23 protein-coding genes and 1 tRNA gene are annotated in these 20,040 nt (G+C 71.9%); 5 read left to right on the plus strand and 19 right to left on the minus strand.

What is annotated here, in order from left to right; all coding sequences use genetic code 11:
* Position 1: 1 nt before the first annotated feature.
* The 17 genes from EDC57_RS06735 to dsrA all read right to left on the minus strand — a co-directional run bounded on the left by EDC57_RS06735 (position 2) and on the right by dsrA (position 15,249).
* The gene (locus EDC57_RS06735; protein WP_123401132.1) at positions 2–478 is read right to left on the minus strand and encodes a rhodanese-like domain-containing protein; all 477 of its coding nucleotides are present in this window, start codon (positions 476–478) and stop codon (positions 2–4) included.
* Positions 479–482: 4 nt separating this feature from the next.
* Positions 483–1,145: a response regulator gene (locus tag EDC57_RS06740; RefSeq protein ID WP_123401133.1), complete on the minus strand. Its 663-nt coding sequence runs from the start codon at positions 1,143–1,145 to the stop codon at positions 483–485.
* Between the two features lie 35 nt (positions 1,146–1,180).
* A complete protein-coding gene (locus EDC57_RS06745; protein ID WP_123401134.1) occupies positions 1,181–2,881 on the minus strand; it encodes a GAF domain-containing sensor histidine kinase in 1,701 nt (566 codons plus the stop codon).
* A gap of 4 nt (positions 2,882–2,885) precedes the next feature.
* Positions 2,886–3,197: a HesB/IscA family protein gene (locus tag EDC57_RS06750; RefSeq protein WP_123401135.1), complete on the minus strand. Its 312-nt coding sequence runs from the start codon at positions 3,195–3,197 to the stop codon at positions 2,886–2,888.
* Entirely contained in the window at positions 3,194–4,588 is a 1,395-nt protein-coding gene (locus EDC57_RS06755; protein ID WP_123401136.1) for a cobyrinic acid a,c-diamide synthase CobB, read from the minus strand. The genes EDC57_RS06750 and EDC57_RS06755 overlap by 4 nt, the downstream gene beginning before the upstream one ends.
* Positions 4,581–5,810, minus strand: coding sequence for an NrfD/PsrC family molybdoenzyme membrane anchor subunit (gene nrfD, locus EDC57_RS06760; protein WP_123401137.1), 1,230 nt, complete (start codon positions 5,808–5,810; stop codon positions 4,581–4,583). Before nrfD ends, EDC57_RS06755 begins: the two co-directional genes overlap by 8 nt.
* Positions 5,811–5,831: 21 nt before the next feature.
* Entirely contained in the window at positions 5,832–6,575 is a 744-nt protein-coding gene (gene dsrO, locus EDC57_RS06765) for a sulfate reduction electron transfer complex DsrMKJOP subunit DsrO (RefSeq protein ID WP_123401138.1), read from the minus strand.
* Between the two features lie 17 nt (positions 6,576–6,592).
* Positions 6,593–7,009 (minus strand): sulfur reduction protein DsrJ, encoded by a 417-nt coding sequence (locus EDC57_RS06770; RefSeq protein WP_211331918.1) that lies wholly within the window; start codon positions 7,007–7,009, stop codon positions 6,593–6,595.
* Positions 7,010–7,016: 7 nt separating this feature from the next.
* Complete coding sequence (locus EDC57_RS06775) at positions 7,017–8,987, minus strand: NAD(P)-binding protein (RefSeq protein WP_123401139.1); 1,971 nt, start codon at positions 8,985–8,987, stop codon at positions 7,017–7,019.
* Positions 8,988–9,008: 21 nt separating this feature from the next.
* Entirely contained in the window at positions 9,009–10,502 is a 1,494-nt protein-coding gene (gene dsrK, locus EDC57_RS06780; protein WP_211331919.1) for a sulfate reduction electron transfer complex DsrMKJOP subunit DsrK, read from the minus strand.
* A 16-nt stretch (positions 10,503–10,518) separates the two neighbouring features.
* Positions 10,519–11,253: a respiratory nitrate reductase subunit gamma gene (locus EDC57_RS06785; protein WP_123401141.1), complete on the minus strand. Its 735-nt coding sequence runs from the start codon at positions 11,251–11,253 to the stop codon at positions 10,519–10,521.
* 88 nt (positions 11,254–11,341) lie between these two features.
* Positions 11,342–11,674, minus strand: a complete 333-nt coding sequence (locus EDC57_RS06790; protein ID WP_123401142.1) for a TusE/DsrC/DsvC family sulfur relay protein — start codon at positions 11,672–11,674, stop codon at positions 11,342–11,344.
* Positions 11,675–11,717: 43 nt separating this feature from the next.
* A complete protein-coding gene (gene tusB, locus EDC57_RS06795) occupies positions 11,718–12,023 on the minus strand; it encodes a sulfurtransferase complex subunit TusB (RefSeq protein ID WP_123401143.1) in 306 nt (101 codons plus the stop codon).
* 13 nt (positions 12,024–12,036) lie between these two features.
* Entirely contained in the window at positions 12,037–12,405 is a 369-nt protein-coding gene (gene tusC / locus EDC57_RS06800) for a sulfurtransferase complex subunit TusC (RefSeq protein WP_211331963.1), read from the minus strand.
* 51 nt (positions 12,406–12,456) lie between these two features.
* Complete coding sequence (gene tusD / locus EDC57_RS06805) at positions 12,457–12,816, minus strand: sulfurtransferase complex subunit TusD (protein WP_123401145.1); 360 nt, start codon at positions 12,814–12,816, stop codon at positions 12,457–12,459.
* Between the two features lie 57 nt (positions 12,817–12,873).
* Positions 12,874–13,953, minus strand: coding sequence for a dissimilatory-type sulfite reductase subunit beta (gene dsrB, locus EDC57_RS06810; protein WP_123401146.1), 1,080 nt, complete (start codon positions 13,951–13,953; stop codon positions 12,874–12,876).
* 45 nt (positions 13,954–13,998) lie between these two features.
* On the minus strand, positions 13,999–15,249 hold the full coding sequence (gene dsrA, locus EDC57_RS06815) for a dissimilatory-type sulfite reductase subunit alpha (RefSeq protein WP_123401147.1): 1,251 nt from the start codon (positions 15,247–15,249) through the stop codon (positions 13,999–14,001).
* A gap of 415 nt (positions 15,250–15,664) precedes the next feature.
* Between dsrA and EDC57_RS06820 the strand changes: the two genes are divergently transcribed.
* The gene (locus EDC57_RS06820; protein ID WP_123401148.1) at positions 15,665–15,880 is read left to right on the plus strand and encodes a DUF6967 family protein; all 216 of its coding nucleotides are present in this window, start codon (positions 15,665–15,667) and stop codon (positions 15,878–15,880) included.
* Complete coding sequence (cas6, locus tag EDC57_RS06825; RefSeq protein ID WP_123401149.1) at positions 15,877–16,575, plus strand: type I-MYXAN CRISPR-associated protein Cas6/Cmx6; 699 nt, start codon at positions 15,877–15,879, stop codon at positions 16,573–16,575. Before EDC57_RS06820 ends, cas6 begins: the two co-directional genes overlap by 4 nt.
* On the opposite strand, the gene EDC57_RS06830 is transcribed toward cas6, so the two are convergent.
* Entirely contained in the window at positions 16,539–17,612 is a 1,074-nt protein-coding gene (locus EDC57_RS06830; protein ID WP_123401150.1) for an Sfum_1244 family protein, read from the minus strand. The two genes, cas6 and EDC57_RS06830, sit on opposite strands and share 37 nt — an antisense overlap.
* Before the next feature lie 60 nt (positions 17,613–17,672).
* Between EDC57_RS06830 and EDC57_RS06835 the strand changes: the two genes are divergently transcribed.
* Positions 17,673–18,233: a hypothetical protein gene (locus tag EDC57_RS06835; protein WP_123401151.1), complete on the plus strand. Its 561-nt coding sequence runs from the start codon at positions 17,673–17,675 to the stop codon at positions 18,231–18,233.
* A gap of 58 nt (positions 18,234–18,291) precedes the next feature.
* Here EDC57_RS06835 and EDC57_RS06840 read toward each other — a convergent pair whose 3' ends face one another.
* Positions 18,292–18,963, minus strand: coding sequence for a Bax inhibitor-1/YccA family protein (locus tag EDC57_RS06840; protein ID WP_123401152.1), 672 nt, complete (start codon positions 18,961–18,963; stop codon positions 18,292–18,294).
* A gap of 140 nt (positions 18,964–19,103) precedes the next feature.
* Between EDC57_RS06840 and EDC57_RS06845 the strand changes: the two genes are divergently transcribed.
* Positions 19,104–19,194, plus strand: a tRNA-Ser gene (locus EDC57_RS06845).
* Positions 19,195–19,373: 179 nt separating this feature from the next.
* Complete coding sequence (uvrY, locus tag EDC57_RS06850; RefSeq protein WP_123401153.1) at positions 19,374–20,021, plus strand: UvrY/SirA/GacA family response regulator transcription factor; 648 nt, start codon at positions 19,374–19,376, stop codon at positions 20,019–20,021.
* Positions 20,022–20,040: the final 19 nt, after the last annotated feature.

A 20,040-nucleotide genomic window follows, 5' to 3' on the forward strand; every position in this document is an offset into this window, starting at 1 on the left:
TTCAGCGGGCGGGGCGGGGGCCGAGCTGCTCCGGCGCGATGCGCGGGGTGAAGTAGGCGTCGGCGGCGGCGAGGGGGACGTGCTCGCCGCGCCCGTCCACCAGCGGCAGCTCGAAGTCGTTCCAGCCCTTGAGCCCGGATCGCAGGGAGCGCACGTCGCGGTAGCCCAGCTCGCGCATCACCGCCGCGGCGAGCAGGCTGCGGTTGCCGGAGCGGCAGACGACCACCACCGGACGCTCGCGCGCCTCCACCAGCTCCGGCACCGTCTCCTCGTAGCCCCACTCGCAGGCCGGCTCAAGGATGCCGCGGGGGACGTTGAGGGAGCCGGCGATGTGCATCGCCTCGAACTCGTAGGGCTCGCGCACGTCCAGGAGCAGGATCGGACGCCCGGCGTCGAGCTCCTCCTGCAGCTCCCACGGGAAGAGCTCGCCCACGCGTTCCCGGCAGGCCTCCACCAGCTCGCTGTAGCGCCGGGCCATGCCGTCAGCCCTTGTCGGCGATGCGCGGCCGGTGCAGGCCGTGCTCCACCGCCATCACCGCCGCCTCGACGCGGGAGTGGACCCCGAGCTTGCGCAGGATCGCCTTGACGTGGAGCTTGACGGTGCCGTCGGAGATGCCCAGGTGGCGGGCGATGACCTTGTTGGACTCGCCCTCGGCGAGATGGCAGAGGATCTCGCGTTCGCGGGGCGTGAGCCCGTCGAAGGGTGTCGCGCCGTGGCCCGGCTCGGGCTGCTCGCCGCGCACCACGCGCGCCAGCAGCCTCGAGAGCTCGGGGGCGATGACGGTCTCGCCGCGCACCGCATCGCGCAGGGCTCGGACCACCTCGTCGGGCTCCATGTCCTTGATCAGGTAGCCCTGGGCGCCGGAGCGCAGGGACTCCACGAGGTCCTGCTCCTCGGCGCTGGTGGTGAGCATCACCACCGGCATCTCCAGCCCGCGCTGGCGCATGGCGTGCAGGACCTGCAGCCCGTCCATGCGCGGCATGCGCAGATCCAGCAGGACGATGTCGGGGCGCAGCCGCTCGGCGAGCTCCATCCCCTCCACGCCGTCGCCGACGGCCCCCACCACCTCGATGCCGCGCCGCTCCAGCAGCTCCTGCAGGCCGACGCGGAAGAGGGCGTGGTCGTCGATGATCAGCACCCGCATGGCGTCCTCACCTCCTCGTCGCCCGGGGCTCGGCCTCACTGGATGCGCACGGGCTCGGGGACGACCTCGCCGGGGTCGCGGAAGCGCAGGTCCACCCGCGTGCCCTCGCCCGGCTCGCTCTCGATGCGCAGCTCCCCGCCGAGGCGGCGCGCCCGCTCCTGCATGATGCTGAGCCCCACGTGTTCGCCCGGGCGGCCTTCGAGATGGCGCCCCTCGAAGCCGACCCCGTCGTCCTCCACCAGGACGTGGTACTCGCCGTCGCGGCAGCGCATGAGGATGCGCACGGCATGGGCCCTGCTGTGCTTGCGGATGTTGGCGAGGGCCTCCTGGACGATGCGCAGCACCTGCAGCTCGTAGAGGGCGGGCAGGCGCGCCGCGCCGCATTCCTTCTGGAGGAAGGTGGCGATGCCGGTCTCGCGCCGGAAGCGCTCCACGGTTTCCTCGATCGCCGGCAGCAGGCCCCGATCGTCCAGCGGCGCACGGAAGTGGACGAGGAGCTCGCGCAGCTCCGTGTGGGCCTCGTCGAGGCCGTTGCGGATGCGCTCCAGCTCGCGCCGCCCCGCCGTGGCATCGCCCTGCTCCATCATCTCGGCCAGCATCCGCACCTGGTAGCGCAGGCTCGCCAGGGTCTGGGCGAGGGAGTCGTGGAGCTCGTGGGCGAGCATGGTGCGCTCGCGCATGACGCTGAAGCGGCGCGCCTTCTCGTCGAGACGGGCCTTCTCGATGGCCATCCCGAGGTGGCGGCCGATGCTGGTCAGCAGCTCGCGCTCGTCGTCGTCGAGGCGGAAGCCGGGGCGGTCCACGAAGAGGTTGTAGATCCCCAGCGTGCGGCCGCGGTAGTGCAGCGGCACCACGACGAGGGTCGCCTGCTCGCCCCCGAGGAGGGGACCGGCGAGGGCCTGCTCGCACGCCTGCAGGTCGGTGCGGCAGAGGAGGGCGCCGTCGGCGGCGGCGGCGCCGCAGAGGCAGTTGCGCACGTCCACGTGGCGCTCGCGCTCCTCGAGCTCGGGGTCGAGCCCGCGGCTGGCCACGAGTCGCAGGGTTCCGTCCTCGCCGCGCAGCCGCACGGTGGCGGCGCGGGCGCGCACCACCCGGATCAGGGTGTCGAGGAAGCGGCCCAGCAGGTCGTCCAGGTCGCGCGAGGCGTTGATGCTGGCGGCGACGTCGTAGAGAACCTGGAGCGAGCGCGTCTTCTGGGCGAGGGTGTCGGTGTGGCGGCAGATCTCCTCGTCCACGGCGCGGCTGACGCGCTCGAGGTCCTCGCCGATGGCGTTGATCTCGGCCGCCAGGGGGCTGTCGCCGGCCATGCGCGCGCCGAGGTCGCCGGCACGCACGCGCGCCGCCCACGCCGCCACCTCGCCCAGGCTGCGCGCAAGCCTTGCGTGGGCACGATGGCCGAGGTAGGCGAGCAGGGCGAGGGCCGCGCCCGCAAGGGCGGGGATCCAGGGACCCGCGCCGGTCGCAAGGGTCGCGATCAGGAGGGCACCGAGCAGGGCCGCGAGGAGAAGGAACGGCAGCAGCAGCCCCTCGCGCAGGAGGAAGGCGGCGACACCGGGCCTTCCCGGGCGCGCGGCCTGCGTCGGGTGCCGGTGATGCGCATCCTCGCCGATCGCGGCCATGGCGATCCGCCCCGCGGCCGGGGCGCAGGTGGGACCTGGCCCCGAGTTTACCACCGCGGCGGCGAGGGCGGCCGCCGCCGCGTCCCCCCTGTCGCCGATGCGGCGGCGGCCTGCCATTGCGTCAGTCCTCCGCCGGGGGCTCGTGGCGCGGGTCGTTGGGGTTGTAGAAGATGAAGCGGTGCTCGCCCGGCGCGTACTCCACGTAGTCGATCACCATGCCCTCGACGATGTCCTCGGTGTCGCGGGTGACCAGCACGGTGACCCCGTGAAGCTCGATTAGGTGGTCGGTCTCGCGCGGCTCGTCGAAGCCGATGGCGTAGTCCATGAGCCCCTGGGGGCCCACCTTGACCGCCAGGCGCAGCACCGCAGGCAGGCCCTGGCGGTCCGCCTCGCTGCGGATCTGCGCGGCGGCGCGTTCGGTGAGCTGGATCATGGCGCGCTCCTCCTGCTGGCGGCGGCGGCGCGGGCGCGCACGAAGGCGAGGAAGCGCTGCACCCAGGGATTGGCGCGGGTGTGCCGCTGGTGGGCGTAGCAGGCCAGGAGGTTGCGCACCACGATGCCGTCGCGTCCTCCGCCGATGCCGGTGCCGCGGACGACCTCGTAGGCGCAGAGCGTCGCCGGCGGCAGGTCCACGAGGGCGGAGTAGTGGAACTCGTGCACCGGGATCTCGCCGGGACCGTCACCCAGGCGCGGCCAGGGCGCCGCGGCGGTCTCGCGCAGGCGGCCGTAGCCGCGCCCCACGGGGCGCCCATGCATGCGGGCGGTGGCCGGGATGACGCCGCACATGGGGGCGCGGGTGCCCCGCCACGCGATGGCACGGGCGAGATACATGAGGCCGCCGCACTCGGCATAGGCCGGCAGCCCGCGCTCGAGGATGGCGGTGCGGATCTCGTGGCGCAGGGGCGCGTTGGCGGCCAGGGCCTCGAGATGGGTCTCGGGAAAGCCGCCGCCGATGAAGAGCGCGTCCACCTCGGGCAGGCGCGCATCGCGCAGGGGGCTGAAGGGGACGATGCGCGCACCGGCCCGCTCGAGGGCCTCGAGATCGTCCGGGTAGTAGAAGCCGAAGGCGGCGTCCCGTGCCACGCCGATGCGCACCGCGCTGCAGGAGGGCAGGGGGCGCGGCGGCGGGGCGCGGCGCGGCACCGGCGCTGCCGCCGCAAGGAGCGCCTCCAGATCGACGCCGCGCTCGACGGCATCGGCCATGCGCTGCACCGCGTCCTCGGCCGCACCGTGCTCCTCCGCGGGGACGAGGCCGAGGTGGCGCTCCGGGATCCTGAGGCGGGGGTCCTCGGCCACCGCGCCCAGCACGGGCACCGCGGTGTAGGTCTCGAGGGCGCGGCGCAGCTTGGCCTCGTGGCGGGCGCCGGCGACGCGGTTGAGGATGACCCCCGCGACGGGCACGTCGGGCTCGAAGCCGGCGAGCCCCTGCACCAGGGGGGCGACGCCGCGGGTCATGCCGCGGGTGTCGAGGACCAGCACCACCGGCGCCCCCAGGAGGCGGGCGAGCGCGGCGTTGCTGTCGGCGCCGTCGGCGGCCACCCCGTCGTGCAGCCCCTTGGTGCCCTCGACGAGGGCGACGTCGGCGTCGGTGCCGGCGGCGGTGCGGATCTCGTCCGGCGCCTGGGTGTGGAAGTCGAGGTTGCGGCAGGGCCGGCCCGCGGCGCGGCCGAGCCACATGGGGTCGATGTAGTCCGGACCCTTCTTGAGGGGCTGCACGCTCAGGCCGCGCCGGCGCAGGGCGCGCACGAGGCCGACGGCGACGACGGTCTTGCCCGAGGACTTGTGGGCGGCGGAGAGGTAGACGAGCCGGGTGGGCTCAGGCACGCACCGCCTCCGTGGCCCCCGCCGCGGGCGCCGGGGCCTGCTCGTCCCCGAGGGCGGCGGGGAGGATGGCCAGCACCCGCAGGGCCAGCAAGGTGATCAGCCCGGTGATGCCGAGGCCCGACAGCCCCAGCAGGAGCTCCACCCCGGTGGGCCGGTAGGTGTGGATCACGCCGTCGAAGAAGCTGCTCGAGACCTCCATGCCGGGGAAGAGGATCAGCGGGTAGCTCTGTCCGCCGATGATGATGACGTAGATCTGGGCGAGCCCGCCCAGGAGGACGGCAAGCCCCGCGAGGGCGATGGCGCCGCGCTGCCGCCCGAGGGTGGGGTGGTAGACGAGGCCCAGCGGCACCAGGCCGCCCACCAGCACCTGACCGACCCAGAACAGCGCCGTGACCGCGCCGCCTTCCACGAGGATGTAGCGCTCCACGCCGTGATGCTCGGCGGCGTAGAGGTTGGTCAGGTGCTGCACCGCCGTGAAGTAGAGCACCACGGCGACGAAGACGCCGAGCAGGTTCTTCAGGCGGTGCAGCAGATGGTCGCCGAGGGGGCGCCCGGTGGCGCGGAAGGCCCCGATGAGGACGAGCAGGAAGAGCGCGGTGCCGAAGGCGAGCGACATGGCGATGAAGAGCGGCGCCATGATCGCCGCGTCGTAGGCCTGCCGCGCCACGAGGAAGCCGAAGATGGAGCCCGTGCCGGTGGTCAGGATCAGCCGCCAGAGGAAGGCGACGGTGCCGGCGACGCGGCTGTAGCGGTTCATCCGCCGCTCCAGCATGAGCCAGAGATAGACCGCGGCGATGGCGAGGAAGCCGGTGTAGAGGTAGATGTTCCAGGCGAAGATGGAGCGGAAGTTGTACCGCGTCATGGCCACGACGAGGCGGTCCGGCCGCCCCAGGTCCAGCACGAGGACCGCAAGCCCCCCCACCAGGCAGGCGATGGCGAGCACCGCCGAGAGCGGGGCGAGCGGCTTGTACGCCTTGCGGCCGAAGACCGAGGCCACCGAGGCCACGTTGAGGGCGCCCGAGGCGGTGACGATGAGGAAGACGGCGAAGACGTGCGGCAGGCCCCAGACGATCTGGTTGGTCATGCCGGTGATGGCGTGGCCGTGGTGCTCCATCTGCCAGGCCGCCCACAGCCCCGCGGCGACCAGCGCCCCGAGCAGGGCGGCGAGGGCGTAGAAGCCGCCGGAGCGGCCCTCGATGGCTTGCAGGCGCGGTTCCTTCATGGGCTCCCTTCCCCCGAGCGGTCAGACGTTGAGACCGAGGTAGCGCACACCGGGATCGAGACCGAGGTCGGCGCGCAGCGCCTCGCCCCCGAGCTCGCGCACGCTTCGCGCGATCTCGCTCGCCGGGTCCGCGAGGTCGCCGAAGACGAGGGCGGCGTTGCCCGTGCGACGGCAGGCCTCGACGCAGGCCGGCTCGCGGCCTGCGTCCACGCGGTGCACGCACAGGGTGCAGGACTCCACCGTGCCCTTGCCGCGCGGCGCCCAGGGGCGCGGGTCCTCCACCGCCTCGTGCTCGAGCGAGCGCGCCTTGTAGGGGCAGGCCATCATGCAGTAGCGGCAGCCGATGCAGCGGTGGCGGTCCACCAGGACGATGCCGTCGGCGCGGCGCATGGAGGCCCCGGTGGGGCAGACGTCGACGCAGGGCGGGTGCGCGCAGTGCTGGCACATGACCGGCAGGGAGAAGCTGCGGCCGCTGCGCGGGTCGCGCACGCGCACCTTGCGGATCCACTGCGGGTCGGTCTCGGGCCGGCCGCGCCCGCCCCAGCCGTTTTCCTCGCGGCAGGCGCTGACGCAGGCGTCGCAGCCGTCCGCGCAGCGGCGGGTGTCCACCAGCAGGCCCCAGCGCTGCCGGGACGAGGCGGGCTCGCCGGCGGGGCGGGCCGCCGCCGGCCCGAGGAGGAAGACGCCGGGCGCGAGCAGCACGCCCGCCGCGAGGGCGCCGCCCGCCCGCAGGAAGTCCCGTCGTGTCGCAGCTTGCTCGGCCACCTCGTGAACCCTCCTTCTCAACGGCCCGCGGCGAGCTCACCGGCGATGCGCCGCGCCGCCGCCTCGGCCTCGGGATCCGGACGCCCCGAGTGGCACTGGAAGCAGTCGATGCGCACCGCGGCGTAGCGGTGGCAGCTCTCGCAGAACTGCCCGGGCGCGGCCACGCTCACCGGCTGCCCGCGCTCGTCGCGGCCGGCATGGCAGGCGATGCACAGCCGGAGGCTGAAGCGCTCGCCGCGGATGCCCTGCCGCACCGTGCGCGCGCGCTGGTGGCGCAGCAGCTCCATGTGCTCGCGCCGCATCTGCTCCGCGGGGAGGACGCAGCGCGGACCCACGGCCGGGGCGACGATCTCGGGCAGCGGCACCGCCCGGGCGGCGGTCGAGGCCGCCAGGGCGGCGAGGCCGGTCAGCAGCGCGGCGAGCAGCCTGGCCATGGTCCGGTCACTCCCCCAGCCCCATCTGGATGTAGCCCGTGGGGCAGACGTCGTGGCAGATGTGGCAGCCGATGCAGCGGGTGTAGTCGGTGTAGACGTAGCGGCCCGTGGTGCGCTGCGACTTCGGCACCCGGTGCACCGCATCCTGCGGGCAGAAGACGACGCAGTTGTCGCACTCGAAGCACAGCCCGCAGCTCATGCAGCGGCTCGCCTCCTTCTGCGCCTCCTCGTCGGTGTAGCGCTCGAGGCGGTCGGCCCCCTCCTCCTTGAGCACCACCTCCGGCGGCAGCTCCAGCTCCCGGCGCCGGATGCGCGGGGTGTAGGGGAAGTGCCCGAGGAAGAGCTCCTCGTGGGTGATGACCTCGAACTGGGAGCGGTCCTCGAAGTTGTGCACCGCGAAGTCGCTCTCCGAGGTGCCGCGCACCGGCTCGTGGACCTCGGCCGGGGCGTGGCCGGTCTCGGCGAGCTTGTTGAGGAGGTTGAAGTGGTGCACGTCCACCTTCGGCCGCTTCGCCATGGGCTCGCCGCGCAGGTAGTGGTCGATGCTCTCGGCGGCGATGCGGGCCTGGCCGATGGCGGTGGTGAGCAGATGCGGGCGGATGATGTCGCCGGCGACGAAGTGGCCGGGCTTGCCCTTGACCTGGAAGTTGCGGTCGGGGTCGATGAAGCCGCGGCCGTTGTTGAGGTCCTCGTACCCGGTGAAGTCGCCCTGCTGGCCGATGGCGGCGACGATGAGGTCGGCCTCGATCTCCTCCTCGCTGCCCTCCACCGGCACCACCTGGCCGTCCTTGAGCTCGGTGCGCACCACGCGCAGCGCCTTGGCCCGGCCGTCCTCGCCCACCACCACGGCCACCGGCTGGAGCCGGTCGCGGATCTCGACGCCGATGCGCAGCGCCTCCTCCACCTCGTGGCGCTGGGCCGCCATCTTGTCCACCGGGCGGCGCGTGATGAGGACGACGTCGGCGCCCTCGGCGCGTGCGGTCTCGGCGACGTCGTGGGCCATCTGGCCGAAGGCGGAGCGCTCCGGGTGGTCCACCGGGTTCTCCTTGGTGATGTGGCCGAGGCGGCGGGCGACGGTGGCGACGTCGATGGAGGTGTCGCCGCCGCCGATCACCACGACGCGCCCCTGGATGGCGCGCATGCGGCCATCGTTGTAGGCGTTGAGGAAGGCCACGCCGGTGATGACGTTGGGGGCGTCGCCGCCCGGGACGTCCAGGGCGCGGCCGCTCTGGGCGCCGATGGCCCAGAAGATGGCGTCGAACTCGCGCTCGAGCTCGGCGACGCTGACGTCGGTGCCGACGCGGGTCCGGGTGCGCACCTCGACGCCCATGTCGAGGATGCGCTGGATCTCGGCGTCGAGCACCGTGCGCGGCGTGCGGAAGCCCGGGATGCCGTAGCGCATCATGCCGCCGAGCTTCTCGTGCTCGTCGAAGATGGTGCAGGCATGGCCCATGCGGCGCAGGTGGTAGGCGGCGGCGAGCCCCGCCGGGCCGCCGCCGATGATGGCCACCTTCTTGCCCGTCTCCTTCGCCGGGGGATCGAAGCGGTAGCCGGCGGCGATGGCGTAGTCGCCGATGTAGTGCTCGACGGCGTTGATGCCGACGTGGTCCTCCACCTGGTTGCGGTTGCAGCCCGACTCGCAGGGGGCCGGGCAGACCCGCCCCATGATGGCGGGGAAGGGGTTGGCCGCGGTGGCGCGGCGGAAGGCGTACTCCTGCCAGCTCATCCCCTCGGCCGGCTTCTCCATGCCGCGGACGATGTTGAGCCAGCCGCGGATGTCGTGCCCGGAGGGGCAGGATGCCGAGCAGGGCGGCGTCCGCAGCACGTAGGTGGGGCACTTGTGGGACCAGCCGGACTGGAAGATCTTCTCGCTGAGCCGGCGATAGCGGCTGTCGCCCTCCCGGAAGCGGCGGAAGGTGCGCTCCTCGGGGCTCTTCGCCGGCGCTGCGGGGCTCGCGTTGTCACGTGCCGTGGCCATGCCTCGCTCTCCTCTGATGGCTCATTCCTTGGTCCCGAGCTGGATGGCGTTGCTCACCAGCTGATGGACGCTCACGATCATGTCCATGGGGAGGTCGTAGTAGGGCAGCACCTTGGTGAACTGGCTCTTGCAGATGGCGCAGATGGCCGCCATGTGGGTGACGCCCTCGCGCTCCACGACCTCCTTGAGGGCCTGCATCCGCGGCAGCGCCCCCTTGACCCGGATCTCCATGAGGTCGTCCGTGAGCAGCCCGCCGCCGCCGCCGCAGCAGAAGGTGCGCTCCATGGTGGTGGCCGGGTCCATCTCGACGAACTTGTTGACGCTGGCCTTGATGACCTCGCGCGGGATGTGGAACTGCCCGCCCGGCATGTCGCCCATACGGGAGGCGCGGGCCACGTTGCACGAGTCGTGGAAGGTGACCGTCATGTGGTCGTTGGCCGAGGGGTCGAGGTTGAGCGCGCCGCGCCGGATGAGGTCGTAGGTGACCTCGCACATGTGCTGCGGCACCGGGTAGCGCTTGTCCAGGAAATCCCAGGGGCCGGCCAGCGTGTTGAGGAAGCTGTAGGCGACGCGCCAGGCGTGGCCGCACTCGCCGAAGACGATGCGCTTGACCCCGAGGTCCTGCGCCGCCTTGCGGATGCGCAGGGCGATCCGGCGCATGTTCTCGTAGCTGCCGATGAACATGCCGAAGTTGGCCGCCTCGGAGGCGTAGGTGCTGAGGGTCCAGGAGATGCCGGCCTGGTGGAAGACCTTGGCGTAGCCGATCAGGCCCTCCACATGCGGTTCGGCGAAGAAGTCGGCCGACGGGGTGACCAGCAGCACCTCCGCCCCCTCCACGTCGAGCGGGAAGCGGACGTCGACGCCGGTGTCCTCCTTGACCTCCTCCTCGAGCCCCTCGAGGGTGTCCTCCAGCGCGGGGCCGGGCAGCCCCAGGTTGTTCCCGATCTTGTGGACCTTGGCGATGATCTCGTTGCAGTACTTCTGCCCCTGGCCGACGTGGTCCATGATCTCGCGCGCGGCCATGGAGATCTCGGCGGTGTCGATGCCGTAGGGGCAGAAGACCGAACAGCGGCGGCACTGCGAGCACTGGTGGAAATAGGTGTACCACTGGTCCAGCATCTCGCGGTCGAGCTCGCGCGCGCCCACGAGGGCGGGGGCGATCTTGCCGCCGAGGGTGAAGTGGCGCCGGTAGACGCTGCGCATCAGATCCTGCCGCGCCACCGGCATGTTGCGCGGGTCCTGGGTGCCGAGGAAGTAGTGGCACTTGTCCGTGCAGGCGCCGCAGCGCACGCAGGCGTCGAGGAAGACCTGCAGCGAGCGGTACTTGCCCAGCAGGTCGCCCATCTTCTCCAGCGCCCGCGCCTGCCAGTCCTCCACCAGTTCGCCCGGGAAGCCCAGCGGCTCCTGGTGCGCCGGCGCGGCGGGGAAGGGGCGGACGTGGGCGGTCGCGCCCGGCCGCAGGGGCGGGATCTCGTCCGGATACTCGCGCAGTGCGGGGGTCTCGAAGTCGGCCACGGCTACCTCCTGCCCCTTACCGGCTCTGCTCCAGCGCCGCCGCCCAGGGCGCCAGGTGGCGCCGCTCGCGGGCGTCGTCCACCTGGTTGCGGGTGGGGCTGAAGAAGACGCCCGGGGCATGCAGGAGCTTGCTGAAGGGGAAGACGGCCATCAGCACCAGGACCAGCAGCAGATGCGCCATCACCAGCGGATCGTGCGGGATGGGCTGCGGGTCGAGGCGCAGCAGGCCGAGGACGAAGGCCTTGAAGGCGACGATGTCGGTCCGGGCGGCGAAGCGGGTGGCGGCGCCGGTGAGGCCGATCGCCACCAGCAGCGCCAGGATGAGGTGGTCGCTCGGCCCGGTGATGTAGCGCACACGCTCCACCGCAAGGCGCCGGATCCAGAGGCCGGCCAGCCCCGCGAGCATGGCCAGCCCCGCATACTTGCCGAAGGGCTGGATCAGGACCACCCAGCCCCAGACGGGCTCGGTGAAGTAGCGCAGGTGCCGCGCAAGGACCAGCGCCAGGGCGGCGTGAAACACCCAGCCGAAGAGCCAGGTCCACTTCTGGCCCTTGAAGAGGCTCTCGAAGAGGACCACCTCGCGCGCCATGCGCGCCACCACACCGGCGCGGCTGGTGGGCGCCGGCATGGTGGGGATCTTGAGCGGCGCGGGGACGCGGGCGTAGCGGTAGATCCGCCAGGCGAGCCCACCCAGGAAGAGGAGGGTGGCGGCGTAGGACAGGATCACGAACAGAAGGTCCACGGCACCCATGCGCGCGCTCCCGTGCTCCGGTGCGGCGGGGCGCCGGGGGCACCCCGCCGCACGATGGCCCGAAACCGATCCCGCCGGGGGACCGGGCTCAGATGCAGCCGGTCGGCTTGGGCAGGCCGGCGATCTTGCAGGCCTGCTTGGCCGGGCCGTAGGGGAACAGCTCGTAGAGGTACTTGCTGTTGCCCTTGTCGGGGCCGAGCTTCTTGCCGATGGCCTTGGTGAGGACGCGGATCGCCGGCGCGATCTGGTACTCCTCGTAGTACTCGCGCAGGAAGTTGATCACCTCCCAGTGGGCGTCGGTCAGCTCGATGCCCTCGTCCGCGGCCAGCTTCTTGGCCACGTCCTCGTTCCAGTCCGACAGGTTGACGATGTAGCCCTCCTCGTCGGTCTCGATGACCTTGCCGTTGACCTCGATCGCCATGGTGCTCTCTCCTCTCGCTCGTCGTCTCGGGTTGAAGAAGCCTTCACAGCCAGGCCTGGAAGGCGTCGTGCTCGGCCACCAGGTCCACGAAGCCGCCGTAGTCGACGCGCTCGATGCCCTCGATGACCCGATCGGCGACGCCGCGCGCCTCCAGGTCGGGCTCCAGCACGCAGATGCGGAACTCCTGCATCGCCTGGCGGATGCGGTCGCTGACGCGGGTGCCCTCGAGGGCGGCGTAGACCCCGTCCTCGATGAGCAGGATGGTGCTGCCCTTCTTGGCCAGGCGCAGGCAGGAGTCGAGGGTGTTGCGCTCGAAGGGCGACTTGTTCACGGTGTGCAGCATCGGCATGGCATCCCCCGCCTCAGAAGCTCAGGACCACGTCCTGCTGCTCCATGAGCTCGCGCAGCTCCTCGGAGCTCAGGACCTCGACCGGGACCAGCAGGTCCTCCTCGGTCAGCCCCCGGGCCTCCAGCGACTCGCGCTCGACGTAGAGCTTCTCGATGTCGTAGCCCTCGAGGGCGCGGTAGGTGGGGGAGAAGTTCTTGACGTCGATGCCCTTGGTGTTCTGCCCCTTCTTGAGCTGGTAGACGCCGTCGTCGACGAAGACGAGGCTGACGTCCTGGTCGAAGGCGGCCGCGATCAGGACCACCTCCAGGGCCTCGAGGGCATAGATGGTGCCGTAGGGGGCCTTGCGGTTGACGTACATGAACCGCTTGACCTTGCCCCCCACCTCCTCCTCGAAGTCCACGCCGCCCGTGGTCTCCACCATCGGTGATCCTCCTCAGTCCCCGAACACCACCAGGCGGTCGGCCTGGATCCCGGACTCGATGAGCTGGCCGAGGCCCGAGATGCGGAAGCGCGGGGCGAGGTTCTCCTCGACCAGCCCCCGGCGCAGGCCCGCGGCGACGCAGACCACGAGGTCGATGTCGTGCTCCTCGGCGAGCTTGATCCAGCGGTTGACGATGTGACGGTCGTCCTGCGGCGGCTCGGTGAGCTTGGACGCGTTGTGGACGCCGTCGTGGTAGAAGAACACGCGGTGGATCCGGTGCCCCTTGGCCAGCGCCGCCTTGCAGAACTGGTAGGCGGTGTCGGCGGCCTGATGCTGATAGGGGCCCTCGTTGACGAGGATGCCGAACTTCATCCGATTCCCCTCACCCCTCGTTGCGGGGGCCGGCCCGCGGGCCGGCCCCGCGTGCGGTCAGAAGCGCAGGTGCGCCGAGGCGTTGAGGCTCGCCCGCGCGCCGCGCCAGTCGTCGATGTGGTACTTGGTGAACGGCAGGCCGGTGAGCTCGAAGAAGCGCGGCCAGCCGATGCGCTCGATCCACTCGCCCATGCGCTCCCAGTCGCGCGCATCCTCCTTGTAGGCGCGGAGGATCTTCTTCACCACCTCGGCGACCTCCGGCCAGCGCGGCGGATTGTTGGGCAGGTCCGCCGCCACCAGCTTGTGGAAGGTGGGCTTGCTGCGGGCGTTGGAGTTCTTGCCGCCCACCCAGACCGCGAGCTTGGTGTGCACGGGGTCGTTGATCTGCATCGGCGGGCAGGGCGGGAAGCAGGCGCCGCAGCAGACGCACTTCTTCTCGTCCACCTCCAGCGAGGGCTTGCCGTTGACCAGCGCCGGGCGGATCGCCGCCACCGGGCAGCGGGCCACCACCGCCGGGCGCTCGCAGACGTTGGCCACGAGGTCGTGGTTGATCCGCGGCGGCTTGGTGTGCTGGACGTTGATGGCGATGTCGCCCTGGCCGCCGCAGTTGATCTCGCAGCAGGAGGTGGTGATGCGCACGCGGTTGGGCATCTCCTCGCGGATGAACTCCTCGTAGAGCTCGTCCATGAGGGCCTTGACGACGCCGGAGGCGTCGGTGCCCGGGATGTCGCAGTGGAGCCAGCCCTGGGTGTGGGCGATCATGGACACCGAGTTGCCGGTGCCGCCCACGGGGAAGCCCTCGGCCTCCAGCTTCTCGATGAGGGGCTGGACCTTGGCCTCGTCGCTCACCAAGAACTCGATGTTGCTGCGGATGGTGAAGCGGACGTAGCCCTCGGCGTACTCGTCGGCGATGTCGCACAGCTTGCGGATGGTGTGGACGTCCATCTGCCGCTGCGTGCCGGCGCGCACGGTCCAGATCTCGTCGCCGCTCTCGGCGACGTGATGGAGGACGCCCGGCCGCGGGCGTTCGTGCCACTTCCACTTGCCGTAGTTCTTCTTCATCACCGGGTGGAGGAAGGGCATCACGTCGACGACGCCGCTCTCCACCGGCGGACGGGGTTTTGCTGCCTCGGCCATGGATCGATCTCCCGTGACGTCGCTGTTGCTGACCCCGGTGCGGCCTCAGCCGGCGGCCTTGGCCTTGCGCTCCTCCCACTTCTTCGCCTCCTCGGCCCAGCCGTCGAGGCGCACGTAGGGGTTGGTGCGGGGGTGGTTGATCATGTTCGGATCCGGGTCGACCCCGACCCCCTCGAGGAAGTTGGCGAGCCCGATGCGCTCGATCATCTCGCCGGTGCGCTCGTGCTCGAGGGCGTTCTCGGCGAAGAACTCGATGACGCGGCCGGCGAACTCCTCGAGGCGCTGCCAGTCCTCCTCGGTCTCCAGCTTCATGAAGGGGATGATGACCGTGCCCATGAGGTCGCCGATCTTGAGCGTGCGCTTGCCGCCGATGAGGATCGTGACGCCGCGGTCCTTGCCCGGGGAGAGGGCCTTGGTCATGACGTTGATGCAGTGCATGCAGCGCACGCAGTCCTTGTTGCGGATCTCGAGGGTGTCGTCGTCGCGCAGGCTGATGGCCTTGGTGGGGCAGCGGTTGACGACGTTGTCGATGACGTACTGCCGCCCCTTGGAGGCGATGTAGTTCTTGACCTCGGCCTGGTCGATCTGGATGTCGTCGCGCCAGGTGCCGATGACGGCGAAGTCCGAGCGCTGGATCGAGTTCATGCAGTCGTTGGGGCAGCCCGAGAACTTGAACTTGAACTTGTAGGGCAGGCTCGGGCGGTGCATGTCGTCGAGGAAGGCGTTGATGAGCTGCCGGTTGGCGCGGTGGGTGTCGTAGCAGGCCTGCTCGCAGCGCGCCGGGCCGACGCAGGACATGCCGGTGCGCAGGGCCGGGCCCGCACCGCCCAGGTCGAAGCCCATCTCGTTGATGGCGTCGAAGGCCTTCTGCACGTTCTCCGTGCGGCAGCCCTGGAACATGATGTCGCCGGTCTGGCCGTGCAGGGCGATGAGGCCGGAGCCGTACTGCTCCCAGATGTCGCAGAACTTGCGCAGGGTGGCGGTGTCGTAGTGCCAGCCCGGCGGGGGCATCACGCGCAGGGTGTGGAACTCGGCCGCCTCCGGGAACTTGGGCTTGCCGTTCTCGTCGAGGAGCTCGGTGAAGCGGGGGATGACGCCGCCGCCGTAGCCGAAGACGCCCACGGTGCCCCCCTTCCAGTAGCCGAGCCGGGTCTCGTAGGAGGTCTCGAGCTGGCCCAGCAGGTCGACCATCATGTCGTTGTTCTGGGCGAGACGCTTGAGGCCCTTGACGAAGCTGGGCCAGGGTCCCTTCTCGAGCTCGTCGAGCAGCGGCGTCGGATGCATCGGCTTGGCCATCGCGCTCTCTCCTCTTCCTCTTCGCTGCGCCGGCGCCTCCCCCGAACCGGCAAGGCAGCTAAAGGTTTAGAATATGCTGAAATGCTCTCCGGCTACGATAATCAGCGTGCCGGGTGGAGACCATGCCCCCGAAGGGGTAACGGGTTTCGATCCGGACTATCCCGTTCGGGATAGATCCGGGCTAATACCCGAGGGTGATGGTCAACATCGGCCCCGTGGGTCATCCTAGGCGCCTCCGAGGGTGGGGCGTATCCCGCCGATGGGGGGTCGGCACCGCCCGGGTGGGATAGGGGGGCGGGGCGCCTATACTGGGGGGCGGCGACCCCCGGCGGAGGGACGGCGTGAGGCACGAGAAAGGCGGCGTGATCGCGCGCACGGGGCGAGCGGCAACGCCACCGGCTACAGGGGTGCACCCGTGAGCGCGGAGCAGGAGATCCGGGACCTCGGGCGGCTGCAGGCGCCGTACGGGCGCGAGGTGCAGGTGCGCGAGCTGGTCTACGACAACGGCTTCCGGATGCTGCGCCTGATCATCCGGGAGGGGCGGCGCTTCACCACGGTGGATCTCGACCCGGTCTCGGCCCGGGCGTGGGCGGCGCTGCTGCAGCGCTGGACGGAGGCGCAGCCGAAGTGAGCGGGGAGGAGCTCTTCTGGGCCGAGGAGGCGCCGCCCCAGGCGGCCCCGGCGGCGAGCACGCGCGCCCTCGACCTGCTCTTCGCCCTCGAGGGGCGGATGCTGCCGGTGGACCACGCACTCGCCCTGGGACGGGCGCTGCGCGAGGCCTGTCCGGCGCTCGCGGACGACCCCCTCGCCGGGCCCCATCTGATCCATCCGGCGGCCTCGGGCAACGGCTGGACGAGCCCCCAGGACGGGGGCGTGGAGTGGATCTACCTGCCGCGCCGGGCGCGCCTGAGGCTGCGGGTGTCGGCGGCGACGCGCACCGCGGCCGAGGGGCTCGCGGGTCGCCGGCTGACGCTTTGCGGCCATGCGGTGCGGCTCGGGCGGGTCGAGGCCCGGCCCCTGCGTCCGGCCCGCACCCTCTACTGCCGCTACCTCGCCACCGCGGCCGCGGACGAGCCGGCCTTCCTCCGCGAGGCGGCGGCGCGGCTCGCGGGCATGGGCATCCGGCCGCGGCGCATGCTGGGCGGGCGCGAGCATGCCTTCACGGGCCCGGAGGGGGCGGTGGCGGCGCGCAGCCTGCTCGTCACCGACCTCGCTCCGGAGGCGTCCCTGCGGCTTCAGGAGGAGGGGCTGGGACCGCTGCGCGCCTACGGCTTCGGCCTCTTCCTGCCCTACAAGGAGGTGGGCGGGGGCGGGGCCGAGGGCTGAGGGGCCGGCAGCCGCAGGGCGGCGAGGGCGGCGGGTCCGCGAAGGTGCGAGGCGAGCGCGGAGGCGGGCTCGGCGAGGAGCCCTCTGGCCGTGGCCAGCCAGTGTGCCCGTCCCGCGGCGGCGGCCTCGTGCAGGGGGCGCCAGTCGCCGGGGTCGGCGAGCCAGCGCCGGTAGGCGGCCTCGAACCGCGCGAAGAGCGTGCGCCGTGGCCCCTCGAGACGCGCCGCGTAGAGGTGCAGGTGGAGGGGGCGGCGGTCCCCGATCAGCACCGGAAGCACCCGCAGGCAGTCGGCGAGGAGGTCGCGCACCGCGCGCAGGACGTGCTCGGCGGGGGTGCCGGCGAGGGCCGCGAGATGCGCCTCCCAACCCGGCCCCAGAAGCCGTCCCGCCGCCGCCTCGCCCAGCTCGTGCAGCAGCGCGAGCTCCTCCTGGGCCTCGGCGAGGGTCGCGAGGGCGTCCCCCGACCCCGCCGCCGCCGCGGCCCGCGCCATGGGGGTCGCCGCCGGCCGCCGCCCGGCCAGGCCCAGCTCGTCCCACACCATGGCGCGGATCTGCTCGCGGCGCAGGAAGACGTAGCCGGAGCGGGTCATGGCGGGGGCGCCGGCGACGTCCCGGGCGTGCTCGCGCCCCAGGCGCAGGATGCGCAGCCCCTCGCGCGCCTCGGCCGCGTCCAGCTCCGCGAGGAGGAAGCTCGGCTTGCCGCCGACGCCGACCCCGGCGGCATAGGCGAGGCCGGTGGCGGCGAGGCGGCGGTTGGCGGTCTCGATGTCGAAGGGGTCCACCGGCCCGCCGAGGGGCAGGGGGCGGTAGTCCTTCCCGGCGAGCCGCGCCCAGCGCCGCTCCTGGGCCTCGATCCAGGCGCCCACCTCGTCGCCCGGCAGCGGGTCGGCGAGGGCACGGCCGTGCGCCCAGCGATACTGGGCGCGCATGCGCAGCAGATAGGTGCAGATGGAGGCGTCGCGCGCGTGGCGCGCGTCGGAGACGTCGCAGTTGTGCTGCACCGTGCGGCGCAGGGTGTCGAGATCGATGGCGGCCAAGCGTTCAGCACATGGTAATATGATCAAAATGATAGCAGCCCGCGGGGACGGAGGTGGGGCGTGGTCCGTCTGAAGTCGCGCTGGCACCGCAAGGATGCGCCGAGGCGTGCCGAGGAGGTGGGCTCGGCGGTGGCCTTCTCGGCCTGGAAGGTGGCCCTGGAGGGGGTCAGGCGTCTGCTCGGGGCGGGCTACGAGCTGGAGAGCGACCCGCGCCGCTTCGCCATCCTGGGCGAGTTCGCCGCCTTCCTCCTGCAGATGGCGGACCGCTACGCCTATGGGCGGCTGGAGGACGAGCAGCGCCGGCGCATGATCGTGGCCGCCGGGCGCCGCATGGCCGAGGTCATGGAGGAGAACCAGCGCGAGCGCCTCGGGCCGGGCGACTACCGCGCCGCCTTCATCGACCACCTCAACCGCCGCCTGCAGGAGTACGCGGAGCTGAGCTTCGTCGGCGAGGAGCCGGGCTTCAGCAGCATCCGCTACCTCGGCGAGGTGGTGTGCGAGCACGCCGGCGACTGGGACCGGCGCTGGCTCAAGGAGCAGGTGATGGAGGTGGAGGCGCCGGAGGCGGTGCGCGCCTTCCGGCGGGCGCTGGCGAACCTGCTCGCGGTGCAGGTCTGCTGAGGGGCGGGACGGCGAAGGGAAGCCCCCGCGGGGCGGGGGCTTCGAGCCGGCGGGGACGTCAGTCGTCGCCGCGGAAGGCCCCCAGCAGGTGCAGCAGGCTCGTGAACAGGTTGAAGAGGCTCACGTAGAGCGAGACGGTGGCGAGGATGTAGTTGGTCTCGCCGCCGTGGACGATCTGGCTCGTCTCGTAGAGGATCATCCCCGCCATCAGCAGCACGAACAGGGCCGAGACCGCCAGCGCGAGCCCCGGCAGGGAGAAGATCACCGCCCCGATGCCCGCGAGGAAGGCGACCAGGATGCCGGCGAAGAGGAAGCCGCCGACGAAGCTGAAGTCCTTGCGGGTGACCAGTGCGTAGGCCGAGAGCCCCAGGAAGATCGCCCCGGTGCCGCCGAGGGCGGTCATGACGAGCTGGGGGCCGTTGGGCAGCCGGAGATAGGCGCTGAGGATCGGCCCCAGGGTCAGGCCCATGAAGCCGGTCAGGGCGAAGACGAAGAGGATCCCGAGGGCGCTGTTGCGGAAGCGCTGGATCAGGAACAGCAGCCCGAAGTAGCCCACCAGCGTGATGAGCAGGCCCGGGTGGGGCAGCCCCAGGGCCATGGACGCCCCCGCGGTGGCGGCGCTGAAGAGCAGCGTCATCGACAGCAGCAGATAGGTGTTGCGCACCACCTTGTTGACGGGGGTCGCCGCCGCGGTGGCGCGCGTGCTCGGAATCGGTCGGACCTGTGCCATGCGTACCTCCTCGTTGGGCGTAGCCAGACTTCGCCTTGGACCGCCGCCGCCGGCGGCGGTTCCTGCGCGCACAGTGTAGCGGCCCGCCCGGGGCCGGCAAGCCTTGCCGGGGCCCGGCGGCGCGCTATCCTAGCGGCGCCGGGGAGGTGGCTGAGCGGTCGAAAGCGGCGGACTTGAAATCCGTTGGCGGGCGCCGCCCGTCCGGGGGTTCGAATCCCTCCCTCCCCGCCAGCTCGCCCGGCGCCGCTCCCGCGGCGGCGCCCGCCGCGATCCGGCCGCGGCTTGCCGCCTTGCCGCGTGGCGCGCTAATCTGCGCGGATCCCGCCTTCCGCCGCGGCTTCGGGCGCGGTCGTGTCGGCGGTCGCCGGGGCCCGCGGGCGGCGAGGGCGGCGAGGGCAAGGGGGGCGGCCATGATCAAGGTGATGCTGGTGGACGATCACGCGCTGGTGCGCACCGGCATCCGCCGCATCGTCGAGTCGGCGCCGGACATGGAGGTGGTGGCCGAGGCGGGCAGCGGCGAGGAGGCGGTGGAGATCGCGCGGCGCGACCCGCCGGATGTGGTCCTCATGGACATCCACATGCCCGGCGTCGGGGGGCTGGAGGCCACCCGCAAGCTCCTCCACTACGTGCGCGGCATCCGCATCCTGGTCCTCACGGTGCACGGCGGCAACTCGTTTCCGGTCCAGTTCCTGCGCGCCGGGGCCATGGGTTTTCTCACCAAGGGCTGCGAGGCGGAGGAGATGCTGAGGGCGATCCGCCAGGTCCACCGGGGCGAGCGCTACGTCAGCGCGGACATCGCCCAGCAGCTGGCCATCGCCGCGGTCACGGGCGAGCAGACCTCGCCCTTCGAGAAGCTCTCGGCGCGGGAGATGCAGGTGCTGCTGATGGTGGCGCAGGGGCAGAGCATCCGCGAGATCTCGGACCGGCTCTGCCTCAGCCCCAAGACCGTGAGCACCTACCGCTACCGCCTGCACGAGAAGCTCGGCGTCGACAACGACGTGGAGCTGACGCGCCTGGCGATCCAGCACGGCGTCATCGATCAGAGCGCCGGCGTCTGACAGCGGGGCCGCGCCCGCC

The sequence above is a fragment of the Inmirania thermothiophila genome (genome assembly GCF_003751635.1).
Lineage (GTDB): Bacteria > Pseudomonadota > Gammaproteobacteria > DSM-100275 > DSM-100275 > Inmirania > Inmirania thermothiophila.